We start from the raw sequence: 21,728 nt of genomic DNA, 5'->3' as shown, positions 1-21,728 counted from the left end.
CCACAGAGACTGCACTCCCACAGAGACTGTGCTTACTGGACTGCCCCCAAGAAGTTGGACAAAAAATCCAACCCTTGGGGGGACCGATGGGCAAATACACAGAGCAGTTCAAACTCACAGCCATCTCAGCCTACCTAGATGGTAGCGATGGCTTCCGAAAAGTAGCCCAGCGTTTCGGTATCGACGTCAGTCTGCTGCGCCGGTGGGTCTCCAGCTATCAGAGCAAGTCCAGCCTTAGTCCGCGCTCGCACGGGCAGCGCTATGACGACGACTTCAAGCGCCAAGTGCTGAGCCACATGCACGAGCATCGTCTCTCTCTTCGCCAAACCGCTGCGCATTTTGGCCTCGGCCAGTCCTCGCAGATAGGCAACTGGCAGCGGCAGTACTACAGTGGTAGCCCTGTAGCCCCTGTCATCCGCCAGAAAAAGCCGATTAAAGTGCCGAAGAAGATTAAACCAGCAAAGCCCACAGATACCGACGATTCGCAAAAGCCCAGAGACCAGCTGATGGCTGAGCTTGAGTATCTGCGCATGGAGAACGCTGTCCTAAAGGAGCTCAAGGCTCTGCGCGAGGAAAAGGAACGAATACCGGCGAAAAAGTCCTGATCGTTTCCAAACTCAAACGTAGATTCCCTTTGCCTGACCTGCTGCGGCTGATCGGACTGGCTCGCAGCACTTTTTACTACCAGGTACAGAGCCAACAGAAGCCGGATAAATACGCGGAGCTTAAAGAGAGAATTCGGCAGGTCTATCACAAAGAGAAGGGGCGTTACGGGTATCGGCGCGTTGCACTAGCAATCAGAAAAGAGGGGCCGCTAGTCAACAAGAAGGTCGTTGAGAAACTGATGACTGGGCTGGGTCTGAAGTCACTGGTGCGACCCAAGAAATATCGGTCGTACCGAGGTACTGTCGGCAAGATAGCGATGAATCTGCTGGAGCGTAATTTCGTCGCCCAGCGCCCCAACCAGAAATGGGTGAGTGACGTAACCGAGTTCAAGGTGGCGCAACAGAAGCTCTATCTTTCGCCTGTGATGGATTTGTATAACGGGGAAATCATCGCCTACGAGACGGCCAGTCGCCCACAGTACAGCCTGGTTGGGAACATGCTCGACAAGGCACTCAAGACCCTGGGGGAGAAGCCGAAACTCGTGCTCCACACCGATCAGGGGTGGCAGTACCAGCAGGCTCAGTATCGCCAGAAACTGCGCAGTTGTGGAGTGAAGCAGAGCATGTCTCGTAAAGGCAATTGCCTAGATAATGCAGCTATGGAAAGCTTCTTCGGCACGCTCAAGTCAGAATTTTTCTACCTCAAGCGGTTTGAGAATGTTGATGAATTGAAAGCGGGCTTGGATGAGTACATCCACTACTACAACCATGACCGCATCAAGCTGAGGCTCAATGGCCTGAGCCCTGTCGAGTACAGGACCCAGGCGGCAGCATAGAACTGTCCAACTTTTTGGGGGCAGTCCATACTGTGGGAGCGGGCTTGCCCCGCGAAGAGGCCAGTACAGGCAACAGAGATAGGGGCCAGGCTCACAACCTGAAATGCCCCACCATCCCTTTCAAATCAGTGCCCAACTGCGCCAGCTCGACACTCGACCTGGCGTTGTCCTGCATCGCCAACGCCGCCTGATCGGCACTGCCGCGGATCTGCGTGACGCTGCGGCTGATCTCTTCGGCTACCGAGCTCTGCTGCTCGGCCGCCGCCGCAATCTGCTGGTTCATCTGCTGAATCAATGAAACCGCCACGGCGATGCTGCCCAGCGCGCTTTCGGTCTGCAACGCATCGGCCACCGCCAGGCGCACCAGCTCGGTGCTGCCGCGGATCTGTGCCACCGACTGCTGGGCATTGCCGCGCAGGCTGGCGACCAGGCTTTCGATCTGCTCGGTCGATTGCCGGGTACGTCGGGCCAGCGCCCGAACCTCGTCAGCCACTACCGCGAACCCACGCCCCTGCTCGCCGGCACGAGCCGCCTCGATCGCGGCGTTGAGCGCCAGCAGGTTGGTCTGCTCAGCGACGCTCTTGATCACTTCGAGCACATCACCAATGGTATGGATCTCTGCGCTGAGGCTGTCGATGCCGGCACTGGCCGCCTCTGCGGCTGTCGCCAACTGTTCGATACGCTGCATGCTCTGACGCACCACCTGCTGCCCGGACTCGACCTTGTCGTCGGCCGACTGGGCCGCCTGCGCTGCCTCCTCGGCATTGCGCGCCACATCGTGCACAGTGGCAGTCATCTGCTGCATGGCGGTCGCCACCTGCTCGGTCTCCTCCTTCTGGCTGCCCACCTCGCGGTTGGTCTGCTCGGTCACCGCTGACAACGCCTGGGCGCTGCCGGCCAGTTGCTCGATGCCCTGCTGCAACCCGCTGACAATGCCCGACAGGCCGGCCGCCATCTGCTGCATGGCCTGCAACAACTGCCCAACCTCATCGCTGCGCGGCGCTTCTGCCTCCAGGCCTAACTCGCCCGCAGCAATGCGCTGGGCGCGGGCGATGACGCGCTTGAGCGGGCCAACCACCGCGCGAGTGATCAGCCAGGCAGCCAGCACGCCGGCCAACAGTGCAAGCCCCGTGGCCAGGGCAATGGCCAGGGCATTGCGGGACAATTCGCCCTGCAAGGCCTGCTCCTGTCCCAGGTAGGCCTGGTCGACCCGGCCGGTGACCTGCTCGGCCCGCGCCTGCAACTCGGCCTTGAGGCCTTGCTCCTTGGCCAGCAGGTCGGTGTATTCGTTGAGCTTGTCGGAGAAGCTGCCGATGTGCCCGGCTACTTCACCCAGCACACTCTGGTAGCCGGCATCGCTGACGGCGCCCTTGAGCTGTTCGACCAGGTTCGCGGCTTCGAGGGTCTGGGCGATGCGCGCCTGGCCGACGCCCTCTTCACCCTTGCGGCTCTTTTCCAGGCGCACGCGGGCTTCGTCCATCGCCTGCAGCATCAGCCGTGAAACCTGCGCCACTTGCCCAGCCTGCTCAAGAAACTCACCGCCCTGCTGGCCCTGGGATTGCTTGAGGGTGTAGGTGCCGTCATCGGCCAGCCCGGCCTGCAGCACATCAAGGTTGTTGGCCACGCTGGACACCGACCAACTGGCCATGTCCAGCGCCAGCTCCTTGGCCTGCACCGCCTCGACAAAGGCCTCGAACGCCTGCCCGTAAGCGCCCAGCTCAGCCTCGGCCGCCGCCAGCGCCGGCAAGCCACGGGCGCGCTCGGCCAACCCCTGCAAACCGCTGCGCAACGCCTCGGCCTGCTTGATATCAGAGCTCAGGGCAAAGGCTTGTTCGTGCTGGCGCAACCTGAGCAGGTCGGTATTGAACTGGGCCAGCTGGCGCAAGCCGTCAAAGCGCTGGCCCACACTGTGCAACGCGGCGATGCCAATGGCCGCCACCGCCAGGGTCAGCAACAGCACCAGGGTAAAGCCCAGGCCCAGTTTGCGGGCCATGCCCAGGTTGGCCAGAACACCGTGCTTGGTCGCACCCATCGCCGATTCCCCTTCACCTTGTCAGGTTTGCCGAAGGCCAAGCGTGGCAACGATGCCAGTCCACTCACAAGGGCCTGACGCCAGAATAGTGTCAAATAGCTATGAGCGTGTCGCTATCAGTGTGCTGGGGGTCGCCCTGCGTATTTCAAGAAGGTCTGGGCGCGAGAATCCTGCCCGTAAGCGACATTGATGCGCAGCCAGGCGCTGGCGGCGCCCTGGTAATCGAAGGCGCTACCAGGGGTGAGCAGCACCGAATGCTCCAGCGCCAGTTGCTCGAGGCTGGCGAAGTCACGCCCCGGTACCCTGGCCCAGACGAACATGCCGCCATAGGGTTCACAGAACACCTCCCAGCCTGCTTGCTCCAGTTGCCCAAGCAGCTTGGCCATGTGCTGACCCAGGCGCAACCGCAGGCGTTGCACGCTTTTGCGGTAACTGCCGTTGGCCAGCATCTGCCCGACCACCTGCTCGGCAAACCGCGATGTGCCGATGCCGCTGACCATTTTCAGTTCAGCCAGCCGCGCCAGCAACAAGGGCTCGGCAACCAGGTAGCCGACCCGCAACGAGCTGCTCAGGGTCTTGGAGAAGCTGGCCATGTAGATCACCCGCTGTTCGCTGTCCAGTGTAGCCAGGCGCGTTGCCGGGCCCTCCTGGAAGTCGGCGTAGATATCGTCTTCGATGATGCGCAGGTCGTGCTCGCGGGCCAGTTCCAGCAGGCGGTAGGCCACTTTGGGGGTGAGGCTGGTGCCCGTCGGGTTGTGGTACAGGCTGTTGATGAACAGGCATCGTGGGCGATGCTCGGCAAGCAAGCGCTCCAGCGCAGCCAAGTCTGGGCCCTCGGCCAGGCGCGGCACGGGCAACATGCGCACCTGGTGCTGGCGCAGCAGGTTGAACAGGTTGTAGTAACCGGGGTTTTCCACCAGCACCGTATCGCCTGGGCGCAGCAGCGTGCGTACCAACAGGTCGAGGCCATGGCTGGCTCCCTGGGTAGTGAGGATGCGCTCCGGGCCGGCGGCGATATCCAGGCGCGCCAGGCGCTTGTGCAGTTGCTGGCGCAAGCTGGCCAGGCCCAGGGGTGGGCAGTAGTCGAGCAGGTCTTGCGGGTTGCCGCGGCTGACCAGGCGTACGGCCTGGGCCAGCTCGGTGGTGGCACGCCAGCTGTTGGGCAACCAGCCACAACCGAGCTTGAGCAGTTCGTCATGGCCCTCGCGAAATTGCCGCCAGTGACCATCGCCGGCCTCGCCCCAGGGCTGGCCATCATCGGCCCCGCCCCCTGGTTTGCGCTCGGCGACGAAGAAACCGGTGCCGTGCCGCGCCTCCAGCCAGCCGCTGGCGACCAGGCGATCATAGGCCTCGATCACACAAGACGCGCTGACCGCCTGGCTGTGCGCCAGTGCACGGATCGACGGCAGGCGCGCCCCGGGGCGCAGGCGCTGCTGGTCGATCCAGGTTTGCAGGTGGTCGGTGAGTTGTTGCACCAGGGGGGTGCTGCTGGAGCGGTCCAGGGAGAAGTGCATGGTAAGTGTTCGCGGATTTTGAGCGAACAGTTAAGCATAAATGAGCGGTGGGTGTGTCTGGTTGCGGCGGCGGATAAAGGTCAGTGTGGGCAGGGCCTCTTCGCGGGGCAGATACATAAACTTCAGGATCCCACCCATGCCCTGCGCTTCCACCCGATTGGCCTTCGCCCTGTGCCTGATCACCCTGGCGGTGAACCTCCAGGCCCCGCTCTACATCACCTACGCCGACCTCTCCGGGCAAGGCGCCGCCGCCACCGCAGTGGCCTTCTCCGGCTACGTGCTGGGCGTGCTGCCAGTGCTGCTGGCCCTGGGCGGGCTGGCCGACCGCGTCGGGCGCCGGCCGCTGATAATCGCCGCGCTGTTGCTATCGATGGTCGCCACGGTGCTGATGCTGCTGGCCCCCAGCCTGCAAACCCTCGGCCTGGCGCGGCTGTTCCTGGGCCTGGGCACCGGCCTGGCCTCGGCCACGGCCACCGCCTACATGAGCGAGCTGATGGGCAGCGACGGCAGCAGCCGCGCTGCCAACTGGGTTACCGCCAGCACCTCGCTGGGCTTTGGCCTGGGCGCGGCGCTTACCAGCCTGTTCCTGTTGCGCGGCCCAAGCCTGACCCCTGGCAGCTTCCACCTGCAACTGCTGCTGGCCGTCGTTGCCCTGGTGCTGGTGTGGCGCCTGCCCGACCCATGCCCGGCGCAACGCAGCGCCATGCTGCGCCTGCCGTACTACCCGCGTGGCAGCGTTGCCTATGGCCTGGCCATTCTGCTGGCCTGGGCCTGCGTGGGCCTGGTCATCGCCCTGCTGCCGGGGATCCTGCGCCAGCATGGCCTGAGCGCGTGGTCAGGGTTCTCGACCTTCTGTGTGATCAGTTGCGGCTTGTTGTTCCAGCCGATGGCCCGTCGCCTTTCGAGCCTGAAGGCCACACTGCTGGGGCTGGTGATTTTGCCGTGCAGCTACGCGGTGCTGGCCTGGGGTGCCGACAGCGGGCAACTGGCTGCGGTCTGGCTGGGCGCCGTGGCGGCCAGCAGTGCGTGTTATGGGTTTATCTACCTGGGCGGCCTGGCGGCGGTGAACCAACTGGCCGGCAGCGAGAAAACCCGAGCCAGTGCCGGGTTCTTCTTGCTGGCGTACCTGGGGTTCAGCTTGCCGGTGATCTTTACCGGGTTGCTCAGCGACCGGTTGGGCGCGCGGGTGGCCTTGCTGGTGTTTGGTGGGGTGCTGGTGCTGGGGTGTGTGCTGGTTGGCCTGGCACTTGTGGTGTCTGCCCGAGCAGCTTTGCCAGAAAAGCCGCTGGTGCAGGTACGCCACTGATTGTAGGAGCGGCCTTGCGTCGCGAACGGGCTGCGTAGCGGCCCCGCGGTCTCAGCTTCGCCGCATAGATTGCTGGGGCCGCTACGCGCCCCTTTCGCGACGCAAGGCCGCTCCTACACACACACCGCAAGTCAGATCGCCGTCGCTCCGCCGTCCACAGTCAGGCTATGCCCGGTGGTGAAAGCCGCGCCATCGCTACACAGGTACAGCACCGCACCTGCAACTTCCTCGACCTTGCCGATGCGCCCCACCGGGTGCATCGACGCTGCGAACTCGGCCTTGCGCGGGTCCGCCTCATACGCACGGCGGAACATGTCGGTGTCGATAACCGCCGGGCACACCGCGTTCACCCGGATGCCTTTCTTGGCATATTCGATTGCCGCCGACTTGGTCAAGCCGATCACCGCGTGCTTTGACGCACTGTAGATGCTCATCTTCGGCGCCGCGCCCAACCCTGCCACCGATGCGGTATTGACGATCGCCCCACCGCCCTGGGCAACCAGCAGCGGCAGCTGGTACTTCATGCACAGCCACACACCCTTGACGTTGACGCCCATGATGGCGTCGAACTGCGCCTCGCTACCCTCGGCCAAACGGCCCTGCTCGATCTCGATGCCAGCATTGTTGTAGGCGTAGTCCAGCCGGCCATAGGCGGCTATCAGCCGTTCATGCAGCTGGCGCACATCGGCCTCCCGGGTCACGTCGCAGGCGATGAACATCGCATCGCCGCCCGCATCGTGGATCAGGCCCACCGTGGCTTCGCCGCCGACCGGGTCGAGATCGGCCACCACCACTTTCAAGCCTTCACGGGCAAAAGCCAACGCCGTCGCCCGGCCAATACCCGCAGCGCCGCCGGTGACCAGGGCTACCTGGCCGGAAAAGGTCATGCTCATCGTTTGCTCCTGACGCGGCCATTTGTGATATCGCAGCCAAGCATAGTCAGCGCCCAGCCAAGCTGGGCAGCATCATCAGGCCAACGGTTGGTCTACCATGCTTACCAGTGATGTTACCCACCTGGTTGCATCAGCAAGGTAGATTGAATGCACTTCACCTTCCACTGCCCACAAGGACCCGACATGACCCAGACCAACCGCCGCTTCCTGCTCGCCAAACGCCCCGTCGGCGCCGTGCGCCGTGACGACTTCAGCTTCGAGCAAGTGCCCGCCGAACAGCCCGGCGAAGGCCAAGTCCTGGTGCACAACCTGTACCTGTCCCTCGACCCCGCCATGCGCGGCTGGATGAACGAAGGCAAGTCCTACATTCCCCCAGTAGGCCTCGGCCAGGTAATGCGCGCCCTCGGCGTCGGCGAAGTGGTGGTCTCGAACCACCCCGACTACAAGCCCGGCGACCACGTCAGCGGCGCGCTCGGCGTACAGGACTACTTCACCGGCGAGCCACAAGGCCTGCACAAGATTGACCCCAGCCTCGCGCCCCTGCCCCGCTACCTCTCGGCCTTGGGCATGACCGGCATGACCGCCTACTTCGCCCTGCTCGAAGTCGGCCAGCCCAAGGCTGGTGACACCGTGGTCATCTCGGGCGCCGCCGGTGCGGTGGGCAGCATCGTCGGGCAGATCGCCAAGCTCAAAGGCTGCCACGTAATCGGCATCGCCGGCGGCGCCGAAAAATGCCAATACCTCAAGGACGAGCTGGGCTTCGATGGTGTCATCGACTACAAGGCCGAAGACGTGCTCGCCGGCCTCAAGCGCGAATGCCCCAAAGGCGTAGACGTTTACTTCGACAACGTCGGTGGCGAGATCCTCGACGCCGTGCTCACCCGCATCAACCTCAAGGCCCGCATCGTCATCTGTGGCGCCATCAGCCAGTACAACAACAAGGAAGCCGTCAAAGGCCCGGCCAACTACCTGTCGCTGCTGGTGAACCGTGCGCGCATGGAAGGCTTTGTGGTGTTCGACCATGCCAAGGACTATGGCAAGGCCGCGCAGGAGATCGCCGGCTGGCTGGCCAGTGGCAAGGTGAAGAGCAAGGAAGATGTGGTGGAAGGGTTGGATACCTTCCCAGAGACGCTGCTCAAGCTGTTCAGCGGGGAGAATTTTGGCAAGCTGGTGTTGAAGGTCTAACCCCTGTAGGCGCGGCCTTGCCGGGGCGCCGGACCGGTCGGAAAGGGCTGCGCAGCAGCCCCAGCACTCTCGGCATCAGCCGTATATGAAAAAGGCCAACACGCGCGTGTTGGCCTTTTTCATATACGCGGGTGTTTACCCTCGAATCTCCGCCACCACCGCAGCCAGCGCCTGCGCCGGGTCTGCGGCCTGGCTGATCGGCCGGCCAATCACCAGATAGTCCGAACCTGCATCCAGTGCCTGGCGCGGAGTGAGGATACGGCGCTGATCATCCTGGGCGCTGCCGGCCGGGCGGATACCCGGGGTCACCAGTTGCAGCAGCGGGTGCGCAGCCTTCAGCGCCGGTGCTTCCAGCGCGGAGCACACCAGGCCGTCCATACCCGCCTTCTCGGCCAGCGCCGCCAGGCGCAGTACCTGCTCCTGCGGGTCGACATCCAGGCCAATACCGGCCAGGTCTTCACGTTCCATGCTGGTCAGCACGGTCACGCCAATCAGCAATGGCTGGGGGCCACTGCGCTTGGCCAACTCTTCACGGCAAGCCGACATCATGCGCAGGCCACCGGAGCAATGTACGTTGACCATCCACACCCCCATCTCGGCGGCGGCCTTTACCGCCATTGCCGTGGTGTTGGGGATATCGTGGAACTTGAGGTCGAGAAACACTTCGAAGCCCTTGGCACATAGGGTCTCGACGATGCCGGAGGCACTGCTGGTGAACAGTTCCTTGCCCACCTTTACCCGGCACAGCGCAGGGTCGAGCTGGTCAGCCAGCTTCAGAGCGGCCTCACGGGTAGGGAAATCGAGGGCGACGATCAGGGGCGTCTGGCAGGCGGACATGGTGAGGGTCTCTTGGCAAGTCGAAAACGGCGCGCATTGTAAACGAAGTGGCGCAGGCTTTGGGGGCCGCGGGTCATGGAATTGGCCCTGCGGTGCACGGCTCCTATAATTGAACCAAAGGATCCGGCAATTGCTCAACATGCGTACAAGCGCCGCCCACTGACGATCAAAGGAGAACGACAATGCCCTGGTATGCCTGGCTGATACTCATCTTAGCCCTCGGCTCGATTGTCGGCGGCTTGATGATGCTGCGAGATACAGCGAAAAAACTGCCGCTGACCGACGACCAGCTGCGCAAGGTGCACGAGCGCAATGCCGAGGCGGATGCCAAGGATTCGCAGGACCGCTAGCCACTGTTGCCAGCCCCAGTCCTCCCCTGGCGGGAGCACCTTGCTTGCCCCGCAATTAAGCAGGGCAAGCCCCCCCCTTCGCTTACTCCACCATCACCTTGTCGCGATTACGCTCCAACAACGCGCTACCGACACCCCTGATCTCCAAAAGCTCATCCACCGAGGCGAACGGACCATGGGTCTCCCGGTAGGCAACGATGGCCTCAGCCTTGGCCTTGCCAATCCCGTTGAGCTCTTTTTGCAGGGTAGCGGCATCAGCCTTGTTCAGATCCACCCGCAACGGCTGCGCCGCCACATGGCTGACCACTGGCACTGGGTCTGGTACCGCAGTGGTAGTCGCGGGAGCGGCGCTGAGGGTAAAGGACAGGCTGGCGAATAGCGGCAGCAGCAGGTAGGACAGTACGGTATTACGCATCATGAATATTCCTTGAGTTGGTCTAATCGAACAGCCGTTTTCCTGTGGCTGCGCAATCAACCCTAGCGGTTCGCCTGATTTCGCAACAGGCACTCACCCCAGCGAATCGTTACCGAATCGAACAGCAAGAAAACCAACTTCACGCCCCCAGAAATAATGGCGCAATGCCATGTTTCGCGCTAACTTCATGAACTAGTTGAGATAGACGATGGCGTTTAGGTGAATTCCCGTTTAACCTGCGTTTCATTCAGACCAAACGCTGTTGCTTTTCCTACAAGCCTTGCCGGATATGGCCCCTACCCGCTCGTCGCGAACTCTCGCCACATCGTCTCTATTGGCATGATGCCTGAATAACATCAAACAATCGTTTTTGTTGATTGCTCCGAGAAAAATCGGATCCGATATTTCGATGTCAATAAGCATTTCCCCTGAATCAGGGGAAAAAAACGTGCCAGACGGGATGTCATTCTGATGACTAAGTGATAAATTTGCGGCCATTGGACAACCGCTGTGCTTGAAGGATCCGAGCAAGATGAATTTTTTTTCACACCCCCCACTGGAACCGCTCGCTTCCTCGTACGCGGTGCCAGCCAGGCCAACCCCCCCGGCCGACTTGCACAACCCCTGAGTTTCACAGCCCTAGCCCAGTAACAACCGCCTTCACTCAACACAAAGAAGACCGTCGCCGTGTCCCTCAAGACCCTCATCGTATTTGGCACCCGCCCAGAAGCCATCAAAATGGCACCTCTGGCCCTCAACCTTGACCAGGACGACCGTTTCGAGTCCCGTGTCTGCGTTACTGGCCAGCACCGCCAGATGCTTGACCAGGTACTGGAGCTGTTCGAGATCACGCCCGATTACGACCTGAACATCATGAAGCCAGGCCAGGACCTGACAGACGTGACCACGGCCATTCTGCAGGGGCTCAAGCCCGTACTGGCCGAGTTCAAGCCGGATGTGGTACTGGTCCACGGCGACACCGCAACGACCCTGGCGACCAGCCTGGCGGCCTACTACCAGCAAATCCCGATCGCCCACGTCGAAGCTGGCCTGCGCACCAACAACCTGTATTCGCCGTGGCCTGAAGAGGGCAACCGTCGCCTGACCGGCACGCTTGCAGCGCTGCACTTCGCGCCGACTTCGACCTCGCGTGACAACCTGCTCAAGGAAGGCACCGACGCCGCGACCATCTACACCACCGGCAACACCGTGATCGACGCGCTGCTGGAAGTGGTTCGCAAGCTGGAAAGCCCAGCGCTGAAGAGCCACTTCGAAAGCCAGTTCGACTTCCTCGACGCCAACCGCCGCATGGTGCTGGTCACCGGCCACCGCCGCGAAAACTTCGGCGATGGCTTCGAGCGCATCTGCCAAGCCCTGGTGCAGACCGCTCGCCAGTTCCCGGATGTGGACGTGGTGTACCCGGTGCATCTCAACCCCAACGTGCGCGAGCCGGTGAACCGCCTGCTGGCCGGGGTCAGCAACATCCACCTGATCGAGCCGCTCGACTACCTGCCGTTCGTCTACCTGATGAGCCGCTCGTACCTGATCCTCACCGACTCCGGTGGCATCCAGGAAGAAGCCCCAGCCCTCGGCAAGCCGGTACTGGTCATGCGTGACACCACCGAGCGCCCGGAAGCGGTCGCGGCTGGCACCGTCAAACTGGTTGGCACCGACGTCGACTCGATCCAGCAACACCTGGTGCAACTGCTCACTGATGAAGCGACCTATCGCGAGATGAGCGTGGCCCACAACCCCTACGGCGACGGAAAAGCGTGCGCGCGAATCCTCGATGCCCTTTCCGTATTCTCTAACTCCAAGGACGCAGCATGAGCTTCAACAAGATTTCTGTCGTAGGTCTGGGCTATATCGGCCTGCCAACTGCCGCCGTTTTCGCCGCCCGCAAGAAGCAGGTCATCGGCATCGACGTCAACCAGCACGCGGTCGACACCATCAACCGCGGCGAAATCCACATCGTCGAGCCTGAGCTGGACATGGTCGTTCACGCTGCCGTGACCGAAGGTTTCCTGCGTGCCTCCACCGTTCCGGAAGCTGCCGACGCCTTCCTGATCGCCGTGCCGACCCCGTTCATGGACGACCACGAGCCGGACCTGAGCTACATCGAGTCCGCCAGCAAAGCCATCGCTCCAGTACTGAAAAAGGGCGATCTGGTCATTCTGGAATCGACCTCCCCGGTCGGCGCCACTGAGCAGATGGCCTTCTGGCTGGCCCAGGCGCGCCCGGACCTGAGCTTCCCGCAGACCCACGGTGAAGACTCCGACATCCGCATCGCTCACTGCCCTGAGCGCGTCCTGCCAGGCCACGTACTGCGTGAGCTGGTCGAAAACGACCGGATCATCGGCGGCATGACCAAGAAGTGCTCGGACGCTGCCGTACGCCTGTACCGCACCTTCGTCGAAGGCGAGTGCATCGTGACCAACGCCCGCACCGCCGAAATGTGCAAGCTGACCGAAAACAGCTTCCGTGACGTGAACATCGCGTTCGCCAACGAACTGTCGATCATCTGCGACAAGCTGGACATCGACGTCTGGGAACTGATCCGCCTGGCCAACCACCACCCGCGCGTCAACATCCTGCAGCCTGGCCCAGGCGTAGGCGGCCACTGCATCGCCGTCGACCCATGGTTCATCGTCAGCCAGACCCCAGAGCAGGCGCGCCTGATCCGTACCGCCCGTGTGGTCAACGACAGCAAGCCTGAGTGGGTGATCGACAAGGTCAAGATGGCCCTGGCCAACTTCCTGATCAAGAACCCGGGCAAATCGGCCCAGCAAGTCAAGATCGCCTGCTACGGCCTGGCCTTCAAAGCCGACATCGACGACCTGCGCGAAAGCCCGGCCCTGAGCATTGCCGAGCGCCTGGGCAACGAGCTGGAAGCCACCCTGCAACTGGTCGAGCCGAACATCGAAGCCCTGCCGCAGCGCCTGTCGCGCCACGAGCACGTGGAATTCGACTTCGCCCAGGACAGCGCCGACATTCACGTGCTGCTGGTCAAGCACCGTGAATTCCGCGGCACCTTCACCGTCCGCGATGCTGCATTCGTGATCGACGCCGCAGGCGTTACCCAGGGTTGATGGAACAGTCCGCATGAACAACACCACGCTTGAGAAACCTACCGTGAACAATGAGCTGCCGTCACCTTTGGCCGATATTCATGACCGTGTGATGGAAGCCTATTACGGCAAGCTGGGTGATCAGTTCATGCGGGAAACCCAAGCCCGCATCCACTGGATCTGCGCCCAGGTCAAAGGGCGCCGGATCCTGGATGTCGGCTGCTCGCAGGGCATCGTGCCCCTGCTGCTGGCACGTGAAGGCTGCCAGGTCACCGGTGTGGACACCAGCCCGCAGGCCATCGAAGAGGCCAAGGGTTACCTGTCGACCGAGCCGGCCCACATCCAGCAAAACGTCACGTATATCAATTCTGACTTCCTCGCGCTGGACACGCTCGAGGTCGAACCCGACACCGTCGTCATCAGCGAAGTACTCGAACACCTGGTCCGCCCGGAGCTGTTCGTCGAAAAGGCCAACGAACTGCTCAAGCAGGGTGGCCGCCTGGTGATCACCGTGCCGTTCGGGGTCAATGACTTCATTGACCACAAGCACACGTTCTACCTGATGGAACCTTTCCGGCTGCTGGCCGAGCACTTGCAGATCATCGAGATCAAGATGCTGGGCAAGTGGCTGGGCATTGTCGCCGTTAAAAGCGAAACGCATAAACCCGGCATCATCGACTCGCTGACGGTCGAGCGCGTACGTGAACTGGAAAAGGCGTTTGAGTCCATCGAGCGCACCCTGCGCGAGAACATCGGCGCGATCAGCAAACGTCTGGAAGAGGCGAACAAGAAGTATCGCGGCGCCACCGAGCAGATCGCCCAACTCAAGCCTGAGGCCCAGAAGGCCGAGGCATTGTCCAAGCAGTTGCAAACGCGCGACGCGGACATTGCAACCCTGCAGAAATCCAACCGTGAAATCCTCGATGCCAAGGCCCAGCGGGTCCAGGAGCTTGAGGAAATCAAACAGCGGCTGGAAGAAGCCAACAGGAAGTATCGCGTAGCGACCGAGCAGCTAGCCCTGCTTAAACCTGAAGCACAGAAGGCCGAGGCCCTCTCCCGTCAGCTCAAGGAACGTGAAGCGGATATCGCCTCGCTTGAACAGTCGAGCCGGGAGTCCCTTGAAGCCAGCGTTCGCAACGTTCAACAACTGAGCGAAGAACTCGACGCCGTCAAAGCGCAACTGACCGAGGCAAACCAGAAGTGCATTACGGCTGCGGAGCAGTACGCCCTTCTGGAGCAACAGTTTGCAGCGCTCGAAGAAGCCAGCGTGCAGAGCCTTGCAGACGCCGAGCAACGATATGACACGCTGCTGAGCCAGCATGAAGACGCGCGCAAGCAATTGAGCGAAACAAGCGACGAACTTGCTCAGCTGGCTCAAAGCAATCGCGCACTGCATGACAACCTGGCCACCTCTGCAGGGCAGCAGCAGGCCTTGGAAGAGCAACTGCAAAGCACTCAGGCTCAGTTGCAAGAAGCCCAGCAAAGTACCGACGCAAAAGCCGGCCACATCAGCCAGCTCAGCTCGGAACTCAGCCAGCGGGAAGCAGCGCTGGAATCCTTGCAGCAGTTGCATCAATCCATCGAAGAGCAACTGCAGGCAACGGCACAGCAGCGAACTGCCGCTGAAGAGCGGGCAGCGCACAAGGCCGCAAGACTCGAAACATTGAGGGCGGAGCACGATGCGCTCGCAGCCCAGCTCGAGCAGATGTCTGCACTGCGCGCCGAGGACCAGCGAGAAAACGCTGCCTTGGGCGATAGCATCAGCGCGCTTCGTGAGCAGCACAGTGACCTGGAAAACCAGTTCCGCTCGGTAGCCGGACAACTGGCCGAGGCACAGCAGGTCAACGAGGGCCACGTTGCCACCATCACCGACTTGCGCGCCCACCAGACGGCACTGGAAGCCGAGCTGGAAAACCAACGGCAACAGTCGAACGACCTGTTGGCGCAGGCACAACAGACCAATGTCGAGCATATAGACACCATTACGGCGTTGCGCGCACATCAAGCGGCAGTCCAGGCCAAGCTTGAAGACCAGGCGCAAGCCATGAGCGAGTACCAAACTCAGGCTCAAGAGCAGGAAGCCGCCCACCTCGACACCATCGCTGCATTGCAGTCTGGCCATGCCGACCTGCAAGCCCAGCTGCAGCAGGCAGCCGAGCTACAGGGCCAGACCGACCTGGCCAACGCTGCCCACCTCGACACCATTGCAGCGTTGCAGTCGGGCCATGCCGACCTTGAAAGCCAACTGCAACAGGCCTTCGAACTGCAGGACCAGGCCAACCAGACCAACGCAGCTCATCTCGAGACCATTGCAGTATTGCAGTCGGGCCATGCCGACCTCGAAAGCCAACTGCAACAGGCCGCCGAATTGCAGGACCTGGCCAATCAGGCCAACGCAATGCACCTCGACACCATTGCAGCGTTGCAGTCGAGCCATGAACAGCTGGAAAACCAGCTGCTGGAGGCTGCCGAGCTACAGGAGAGAACCCATCAGGCCAATACAGCCCACATGGAAGACATTACTGCCTTGCGAGCACACCAGGCAGCACTGGAAGCCGAGCTGGAAAACCAGATTCAGGCAATGACCCGTCTGCAAACCCAAAGCAATCAGGATATTGCCGAGAAAGACGACACGATCACTACGCTGCGCATGCGCCAAGCGGAACTGGAAGCCGAACTTGAAAGCGAGTTGGAGTATATGAACGAATTGCAGGCCCAAACCCAACGGGCCGACGCTGCTCAGGCTGAGACCATCGCTCTGTTGAAAGCCCGTCAAGCTGAACTGGAAACAGAGCTGGCCGATCAGCGCCAGACCATGAACGAACTGCAGGTTCAGAGCCAGCAGGCCAATGCCGTACACGCGACCACGATTACCGCATTGCAGAACCGTCAGACTGAGCTGGAAGTCCAGTTGCAGGTGATGAACGACGTTCAGGCACAAAGCCAGCGCGAGCATGCAGCACAAGTCAACTCCATCAATGCTTTGGTTGAACAACGTGCCGTGCTGGAAGACCGCTTGCAGGCGCTGACGCTCGCCAACACCCAGTCCGAAGAAGCCCGGGCCTCGCTGGCAGAGACCATTGCGTCGCTGAATCAAGCCAAGGACATGCTCGAAGAGCAACTCCAGCTGGAAAGCGTCAGCCGCCAAGCTGCCGAAGCCAGTCTCGCCGCCACCAACGAAGAATGGCAGGGCCTGCGTCAGCAACTGGAAGCCGAACTCAACTCGTCCAAGGCAGGTCTTGGTGCGGCAAACATGAAGTACCGCGCCCTCACCGGCGAACAGATTCCGCAGTTGAAGGCCAGCCTCAATCAGCTGCTGGAACGCAGCTCAGCTCAGCAACGCAAGATCGACGAGCTCAACGAAAACCTGGGCCGAGCCAACACCCAGCGTCACCTGGCTGAACAGCGCCTGGTCAAGACGCGTTCCAGCATGACCTACCAGCTCGGCTACCAGATCAAGAACAGCGCCAGCTCCCTGGGCGGCCTGGTCAAGTTGCCGGTGCGCCTGCTGCGGCTGTACCGCAAGGCCAACCAGCAACGCCAGCAAAACGAGCAGAAACTGCTGGCCAACGAACCGCTCAAGGCACTGCTGCCGCCGCCACCTGTGGTGCAGGACGAGAACTACCTCAAGCTGCCAGCTGCCCTGGCAACCAGCGAGCAGAGCCGCACTACCCTGCTGCGCCAGGCCGACCAGCCCGTCAGCCGCCTGAAAGTAGCGTGCGTGATGGATGAGTTCACCTTCGGCTCGTACCGCTACGAATGCGACCTGATGCCACTCACGCCAGCCAACTGGAAAGTGGAAATCGAAGGCTTCGGTCCAGAACTGCTGTTCATCGAGTCCGCCTGGCGCGGCAAGGATGACCTGTGGGGCAGCAAGGTTGGCCACAACGGCCAGGAGCTGCAAGACATTCTCGCCTGGTGCCGCCAGAACAAAGTGCCGACCGTCTTCTGGAACAAGGAAGACCCGGTCCACTTCGAGACCTTCCTGACCACGGCCAAGCAGTTCGACCACGTGTTCACCACCGATATCGACTGCATCCACCGCTACAAGGGCGCACTCGGTCACGACCGCGTCTACCTGCTGCCGTTCGCTTGCCAGCCTGCGCTGCACAACCCGATCGAACTGTACGAACGCAAGGATGCCTTCTGCTTCGCCGGTGCCTACTACGCCCGTTACCCTGAGCGCACCCGCGACCTGGGCAACTTCGTCACCGAGCTGCCGAAGTTCCGCCCACTGGAAATCTTCGACCGTAACTTCGGTAAAAACGATGTCAACTATCAGTTCCCCGAGGAATACCAACCGTACATCGTCGGCACCCTGCCCTTCGAGAAAATCGACACGGCATACAAAGGTTACCGCTACGCGATCAACCTCAACTCGATCAAACAGTCGCAATCGATGTTTGCCCGACGTGTCTTCGAACTGCTCGGCTGCAACACCCTGACCGTGAGCAACTTCTCGCGCGGTGTGCGCCTGCTGTTCGGCGACCTGGTCGTAACCACCGACAATGGCGAAGAGATGCTCCGTCGCCTGCAACTGCTGGCAGAAGACCCGCTGAACAGCGACAAGCTGAGGCTGGCCGCCCTGCGTAAAGTGATGCAGGAGCACACCTATACCCAGCGTCTGGAATACGTGATGAGCAAAGTCACCGGCACCTCGAAGGCCCAGCGCCTGCCGGAGATCGTGGTTGTCTGTGAGGCTCAGGATCGCCAGCAATTCGACATGCTGCGCGCTCACCTGAACCGTCAGACCTACAGCCAGGTGCGCATGGTCATCATCAGCGATGCCTACCAGAGCAGCATCGTGACTGACGACCCGCGAATCCTGGTGCTCAAGCCTGCCCAACTGAAGAAGACTTCTCTCGGTGAGCTGGTTGGCAATACCCCTTGGGTTGCCGCCTTCGTGCCTGGCGACTACTACGGCCCCAACTACCTGCTCGACCTGGCACTGGCAACCCGCTACAGCCGTGCTCAGGTGATTGGTAAAGCTGCACACTTCACCTGCAAAGGCCAGCAAGCCGAACTGCTGTCCAACGAACAGGCCTACCGCCCGACGCAAACACTTGCCGCCCGCCGTTCGCTGGTGGCAACCGAGATCGTCGCCGCCCAACCCCTGCGCAGCTGGCTGAAGAACCTGCAATCACTGCAGTACACCCATGCTCAAGGGTTGGCCATTGATCCGTTCAACTACTGCGAGAACGCCGCGGCACAGCACGAGGCTGTCAGCACCAAGGTCAACGACCTCGAGCTGAACCTGGGCATGACCATCGATCAGCTGCAAGCCCGGGCACAGTCGATCGCGCCGCTGCAGGTCAGCCACGATGCGCCTGAGATCACTGGCCGCGGTTTGGCCGACATGTTTGGCGTCATTCGCAACAAGTTCGTGGACCTGATCGTCGACGGCGATAACTGGCGCGTGCACTCCAAGCTCGCAGACGGCAAGCACGAATACATCTACGCCCAACAGGAAGTCCGTGTGGATGAACTGGGTTGCGAAGAGGGCCGCCTGAAGCTGTTCCTCGACTGCACACCCGGCTTGAACCTGCAGTTGGTCGTGCTGTTCCTGGATGCCGACAAACAGCGCATCAGCCACGTCATGCAGTATCCGAACCGCAACCAGACCGCCGATGTTCCGCCAGAAGCTGTGTTCGTGCGTTTTGGCCTGCGCGCCTACGCGGCGGGCAGCACCGACCTGAAAGCACTGGTGCTGGGGCATCGCAACCTGCAGCCCTCTGAAATGATGGGCCGTGGCGAGCACCTGCTGCTGACCAATCACTACCCGACCTACTCCGACTTGTACCGCAACAAGTTCGTGCACACCCGGGTAACGGCCTACCAGGAACACGGTATCGATGTAGACGTGTTCCGTTTGCGCCCCAATGAGACCGTGAGCTACCACGAGTTCCAGAACATCGATGTAGTCACAGGTTGCACATCGACCTTGACGAAGATGCTCGAGAAGAATCGCTACAAATCGATCCTCGTGCATTTCCTCGACGAGCAGATGTGGAATGTGCTGCGTCCGTTCCTGAACAGCACACGCATCACTGTCTGGGTACACGGCGCGGATATTCAGCCTTGGTGGCGTCGTGAGTTCAACTTCGCGACCGACGAACAACTGCACCTGGGCAAGCTCGCCAGCGAAAAACGCATGACCTTCTGGCGTGGGCTGCTGCAACCCATGCACCCGAACCTCAAGCTGGTGTTCGTGTCTCGCTACTTCGCCGAAGAAGTCATGGAAGACCTCGGGTTCCGCCTGCCGGAAGCTCAGTACGAGATCATTCACAACCCGATCAACACCGACTTGTTCGACCATCGGGAAAAGTCGGCCGAGCAGCGCAAGAAGGTGCTCTCGATTCGTCCTTACACCTCGAAGACCTACGCCAACGACCTGACTGTCAAGGCAATCCAGAGCCTGACGAGCAAGCCCTGGTTCAATGACATGGAGTTCTGCCTGATCGGTGATGGCCCTCTGTTTGAAGAAACGCTGGCTCCGCTACGCAGCTACGCCAACGTGAAAATCCAGCAGGGCTTCCTCAACCACACGGAGATCGCTCAAACCCATAAGGACTACGGCATTTTCCTGTGCCCGAGCCGCATGGACACCCAAGGCGTATCCCGTGATGAGGCCATGTCGTCAGGCCTGGTACCTGTGACTACCGCCGTCGCGGCAGTACCCGAGTTCGTCGACAACCAATCCGGCTACGTGGTCGAACCCGAAAGCCACGAGCAACTGGCGAAAGCGATCGAGGACATGTACCTCAATGGCAGCACCTTCGTCGTGAAGTCCAAAGCTGCAGCCAAGCGTGTTCGCGAGCAAAGCGCCAGCGTCAAGATGGCCGAGCGGGAAGTTGCTGTGATACAGAATCATTGAAGACGATGATGAAACCCGCTTTGAAGCATTTCGTTTTTACCAATTTTGGTATCGGCATCAAGGATGAACTGTGGCTGTCCTACAGGCTGGAGGTCTTTAGCAATACTGCCCTCCCGTCTTTGGCCAACCAGAGCAATCAGGGTTTCGAATGGATCATCTTCGTTGATGAAGCACTGCCGACACTGCACCGGACGCGACTGGAGACGTTGCTGCGTGGTTCTGGCCTGAATGCGCGCACGCTTCGGGTCAGCGACTATTCTATGGTCAGTCGCGAAATCCTGCGCCTGATCAAGGACGTTGACGAGGCGGTCCTGGTAACTTCGCGCATGGATGATGACGACTGCATTGATGAGCACGTCATCGACCTGATCCAGGCCGAGGCCACCTCCGAGCACAACATCTCGGAGGTGCTGCTGATATCGCTGAAAAACGGTATCGAATTCCTGCCTTCGGATGAGTGCTATCGCCCGGTCGAATACGACACGCTGGCACTTGCACTGACCCTGGTGGACAAGACAGCAGGCCCCAAGTCGCACTCCATTACTCAGTATGCGCACCACTTGGTCGTCTCGACGCTGGAACAGCATCGGATTTCCGCCGAGCACATTCATCTGAGCAGAGCGGAACCGCTTTATCTGTATACCAAGCACCCGCTCAGCGATTCGTACTTCTTTGGCGCGCGCGCACGCATACTCAGCTCGCCCGAGTGCGTGAAAGGGTTTGATCCGGCGCTGTTTGCGCGGTTCGGCCTACAGACTGCCCAGCTTGAATACCTGACCCAGCTGCTGCGAGAGTCTCCGCTGGGCATGCCGCACAAATACCTTGAAAAGCTAAATACGGTCCGTCAGCAAATCAAGGCTGAACAACAGAACGTCTTTGGTGCCGACCAAGAAGTATTGAACAAACTCCTGTCGCAAAGAGCTCGCCTTGAAGTGAAGGCCTCGCGCCCGAACCCCGTGAAAGCGAAGGCAGGGAAGATTCGCGTTGCCATTCTCGGTTCAAGTGCTTCGCACAATTTGTTCACGTTTCAACAAGAAGCCCTCGAACGCTTCGAGGTGTGTTTTTACATGTCTCAATCGTCGGTCATCTCTTACATGGCACCGCCCTGCCTCGATGCCCGGTTCAAGGTCGATACCGAAGACGCCGAGGCTAAACGTGTTCAGTGGGACGCCTCCAAAGACCACTGGAAACAGCTTGAGCAAGCTCGGCCCGACATCGTCATTGTCGATTTTTTTGACGAAAGCATCGGCATCGCAACGCTTGGAAGTTCCATCGTTTCGGCCAGCCCGCTCATGCTCAAAACCCTGTCGCGTTGCGGTATCGAGTTCAAGTTGCAGGCCCCCTGGAGTGAGGAGGCCAAGCAATTGCGCACCTGGGCGCTGCCCATGTTCCTTGAGCGCCTGGCTAGCCTGTGCCCGAACATTTTCGTGCACCAGGCCAACTGGGCGAGCCAGTACAAAAGCAAGGAAACCGTTGCAAGCTTCGCCGGGAGCACCTTCGAGAACCTCATCGACCTCAACAATGCAATCATTGACCCGATGCTGGAAGGCCTGGAGAACTCGACGATCCCAGTCGAGAGAATCGGCGGCAAGGACGCTGGCTTGATTGCAGGGGGGGCGCCTCGCTGGGCCTATTGCCCGTATCACTATGACAGCCCGTACTACAGAACCATCGCCAAACAAGTATTTGCCAAGATGGTGCAACACGTCTCAAAAAACGAGCACAAATGGGCGTTTTGCCCGTATTACTACCACGGCACCTATTACAGAACCCTCGCCAAACAATTGCTGGCGCGGATCATCAATTGAAGTGA

General features: G+C 60.8%; 13 protein-coding genes and 1 pseudogene. 8 read left to right on the top strand and 6 right to left on the bottom strand.

Features of this window, described 5'->3' with window-relative positions; all coding sequences use genetic code 11:
- The first annotated feature begins 86 nt into the window (after positions 1-86).
- A protein-coding gene (locus LJX93_RS06660) for an IS3 family transposase (protein WP_186666575.1) occupies positions 87-1,441 on the top strand; the annotation gives its coding sequence in 2 pieces (ribosomal slippage) (positions 87-557 and positions 560-1,441; 1,353 coding nt in all).
- Positions 1,442-1,532: 91 nt separating this feature from the next.
- Here LJX93_RS06660 and LJX93_RS27440 read toward each other — a convergent pair.
- The 3 genes and pseudogenes from LJX93_RS27440 to LJX93_RS06650 all read right to left on the bottom strand — a co-directional run bounded on the left by LJX93_RS27440 (position 1,533) and on the right by LJX93_RS06650 (position 4,987).
- Positions 1,533-2,237: a methyl-accepting chemotaxis protein gene (locus tag LJX93_RS27440; protein ID WP_413787241.1), complete on the bottom strand. Its 705-nt coding sequence runs from the start codon at positions 2,235-2,237 to the stop codon at positions 1,533-1,535.
- Positions 2,238-2,441: 204 nt separating this feature from the next.
- A pseudogene (locus LJX93_RS27435) lies at positions 2,442-2,921 on the bottom strand (methyl-accepting chemotaxis protein); the annotation flags it as partial.
- 668 nt (positions 2,922-3,589) lie between these two features.
- On the bottom strand, positions 3,590-4,987 hold the full coding sequence (locus tag LJX93_RS06650) for a PLP-dependent aminotransferase family protein (protein ID WP_227696868.1): 1,398 nt from the start codon (positions 4,985-4,987) through the stop codon (positions 3,590-3,592).
- A 136-nt stretch (positions 4,988-5,123) separates the two neighbouring features.
- Here LJX93_RS06650 and LJX93_RS06645 point away from each other — a divergent pair, with 136 nt between their 5' ends.
- Positions 5,124-6,293: an MFS transporter gene (locus tag LJX93_RS06645; RefSeq protein ID WP_227696866.1), complete on the top strand. Its 1,170-nt coding sequence runs from the start codon at positions 5,124-5,126 to the stop codon at positions 6,291-6,293.
- Positions 6,294-6,424: 131 nt separating this feature from the next.
- Here LJX93_RS06645 and LJX93_RS06640 read toward each other — a convergent pair whose 3' ends face one another.
- Positions 6,425-7,186, bottom strand: a complete 762-nt coding sequence (locus LJX93_RS06640; RefSeq protein ID WP_095064136.1) for an SDR family oxidoreductase — start codon at positions 7,184-7,186, stop codon at positions 6,425-6,427.
- 183 nt (positions 7,187-7,369) lie between these two features.
- Between LJX93_RS06640 and LJX93_RS06635 the strand changes: the two genes are divergently transcribed.
- Positions 7,370-8,371 (top strand): NADP-dependent oxidoreductase, encoded by a 1,002-nt coding sequence (locus LJX93_RS06635; RefSeq protein ID WP_047581796.1) that lies wholly within the window; start codon positions 7,370-7,372, stop codon positions 8,369-8,371.
- 135 nt (positions 8,372-8,506) lie between these two features.
- Here LJX93_RS06635 and pyrF read toward each other — a convergent pair whose 3' ends face one another.
- The gene (pyrF, locus tag LJX93_RS06630; RefSeq protein WP_033700668.1) at positions 8,507-9,208 is read right to left on the bottom strand and encodes an orotidine-5'-phosphate decarboxylase; all 702 of its coding nucleotides are present in this window, start codon (positions 9,206-9,208) and stop codon (positions 8,507-8,509) included.
- Between the two features lie 182 nt (positions 9,209-9,390).
- On the opposite strand from pyrF, the gene LJX93_RS06625 reads away from it, so the two are divergent.
- The gene (locus tag LJX93_RS06625) at positions 9,391-9,558 is read left to right on the top strand and encodes a DUF2897 family protein (protein WP_077068581.1); all 168 of its coding nucleotides are present in this window, start codon (positions 9,391-9,393) and stop codon (positions 9,556-9,558) included.
- Positions 9,559-9,640: 82 nt separating this feature from the next.
- On the opposite strand, the gene LJX93_RS06620 is transcribed toward LJX93_RS06625, so the two are convergent.
- Positions 9,641-9,973 (bottom strand): ComEA family DNA-binding protein, encoded by a 333-nt coding sequence (locus LJX93_RS06620; RefSeq protein ID WP_033701499.1) that lies wholly within the window; start codon positions 9,971-9,973, stop codon positions 9,641-9,643.
- Between the two features lie 687 nt (positions 9,974-10,660).
- Here LJX93_RS06620 and wecB point away from each other — a divergent pair.
- From wecB to LJX93_RS06600, 4 genes are read left to right on the top strand one after another with little or no spacing between them, the layout of a single operon-like run.
- The gene (gene wecB, locus LJX93_RS06615) at positions 10,661-11,803 is read left to right on the top strand and encodes a non-hydrolyzing UDP-N-acetylglucosamine 2-epimerase (protein WP_033700669.1); all 1,143 of its coding nucleotides are present in this window, start codon (positions 10,661-10,663) and stop codon (positions 11,801-11,803) included.
- Positions 11,800-13,062 carry a UDP-N-acetyl-D-mannosamine dehydrogenase gene (wecC, locus tag LJX93_RS06610; protein WP_033700671.1) on the top strand — a complete coding sequence of 421 codons (1,263 nt, stop codon included), beginning with the start codon at positions 11,800-11,802 and terminating at the stop codon, positions 13,060-13,062. Before wecB ends, wecC begins: the two co-directional genes overlap by 4 nt.
- 13 nt (positions 13,063-13,075) lie before the next feature.
- On the top strand, positions 13,076-19,915 hold the full coding sequence (locus LJX93_RS06605) for a methyltransferase domain-containing protein (RefSeq protein ID WP_227696864.1): 6,840 nt from the start codon (positions 13,076-13,078) through the stop codon (positions 19,913-19,915).
- An 8-nt stretch (positions 19,916-19,923) separates the two neighbouring features.
- Positions 19,924-21,723, top strand: a complete 1,800-nt coding sequence (locus LJX93_RS06600; protein ID WP_095064133.1) for a glycosyltransferase — start codon at positions 19,924-19,926, stop codon at positions 21,721-21,723.
- The last annotated feature ends 5 nt before the right edge of the window (positions 21,724-21,728 follow it).

Source organism: Pseudomonas sp. HN2-3, assembly GCF_020691745.1.
Classification (GTDB): Bacteria; Pseudomonadota; Gammaproteobacteria; order Pseudomonadales; family Pseudomonadaceae; genus Aquipseudomonas; species Aquipseudomonas capeferrum.
The sequence above is the reverse complement of the archived record's forward strand: the minus strand, read 5'-3'. Positions and strand labels throughout refer to the sequence as shown.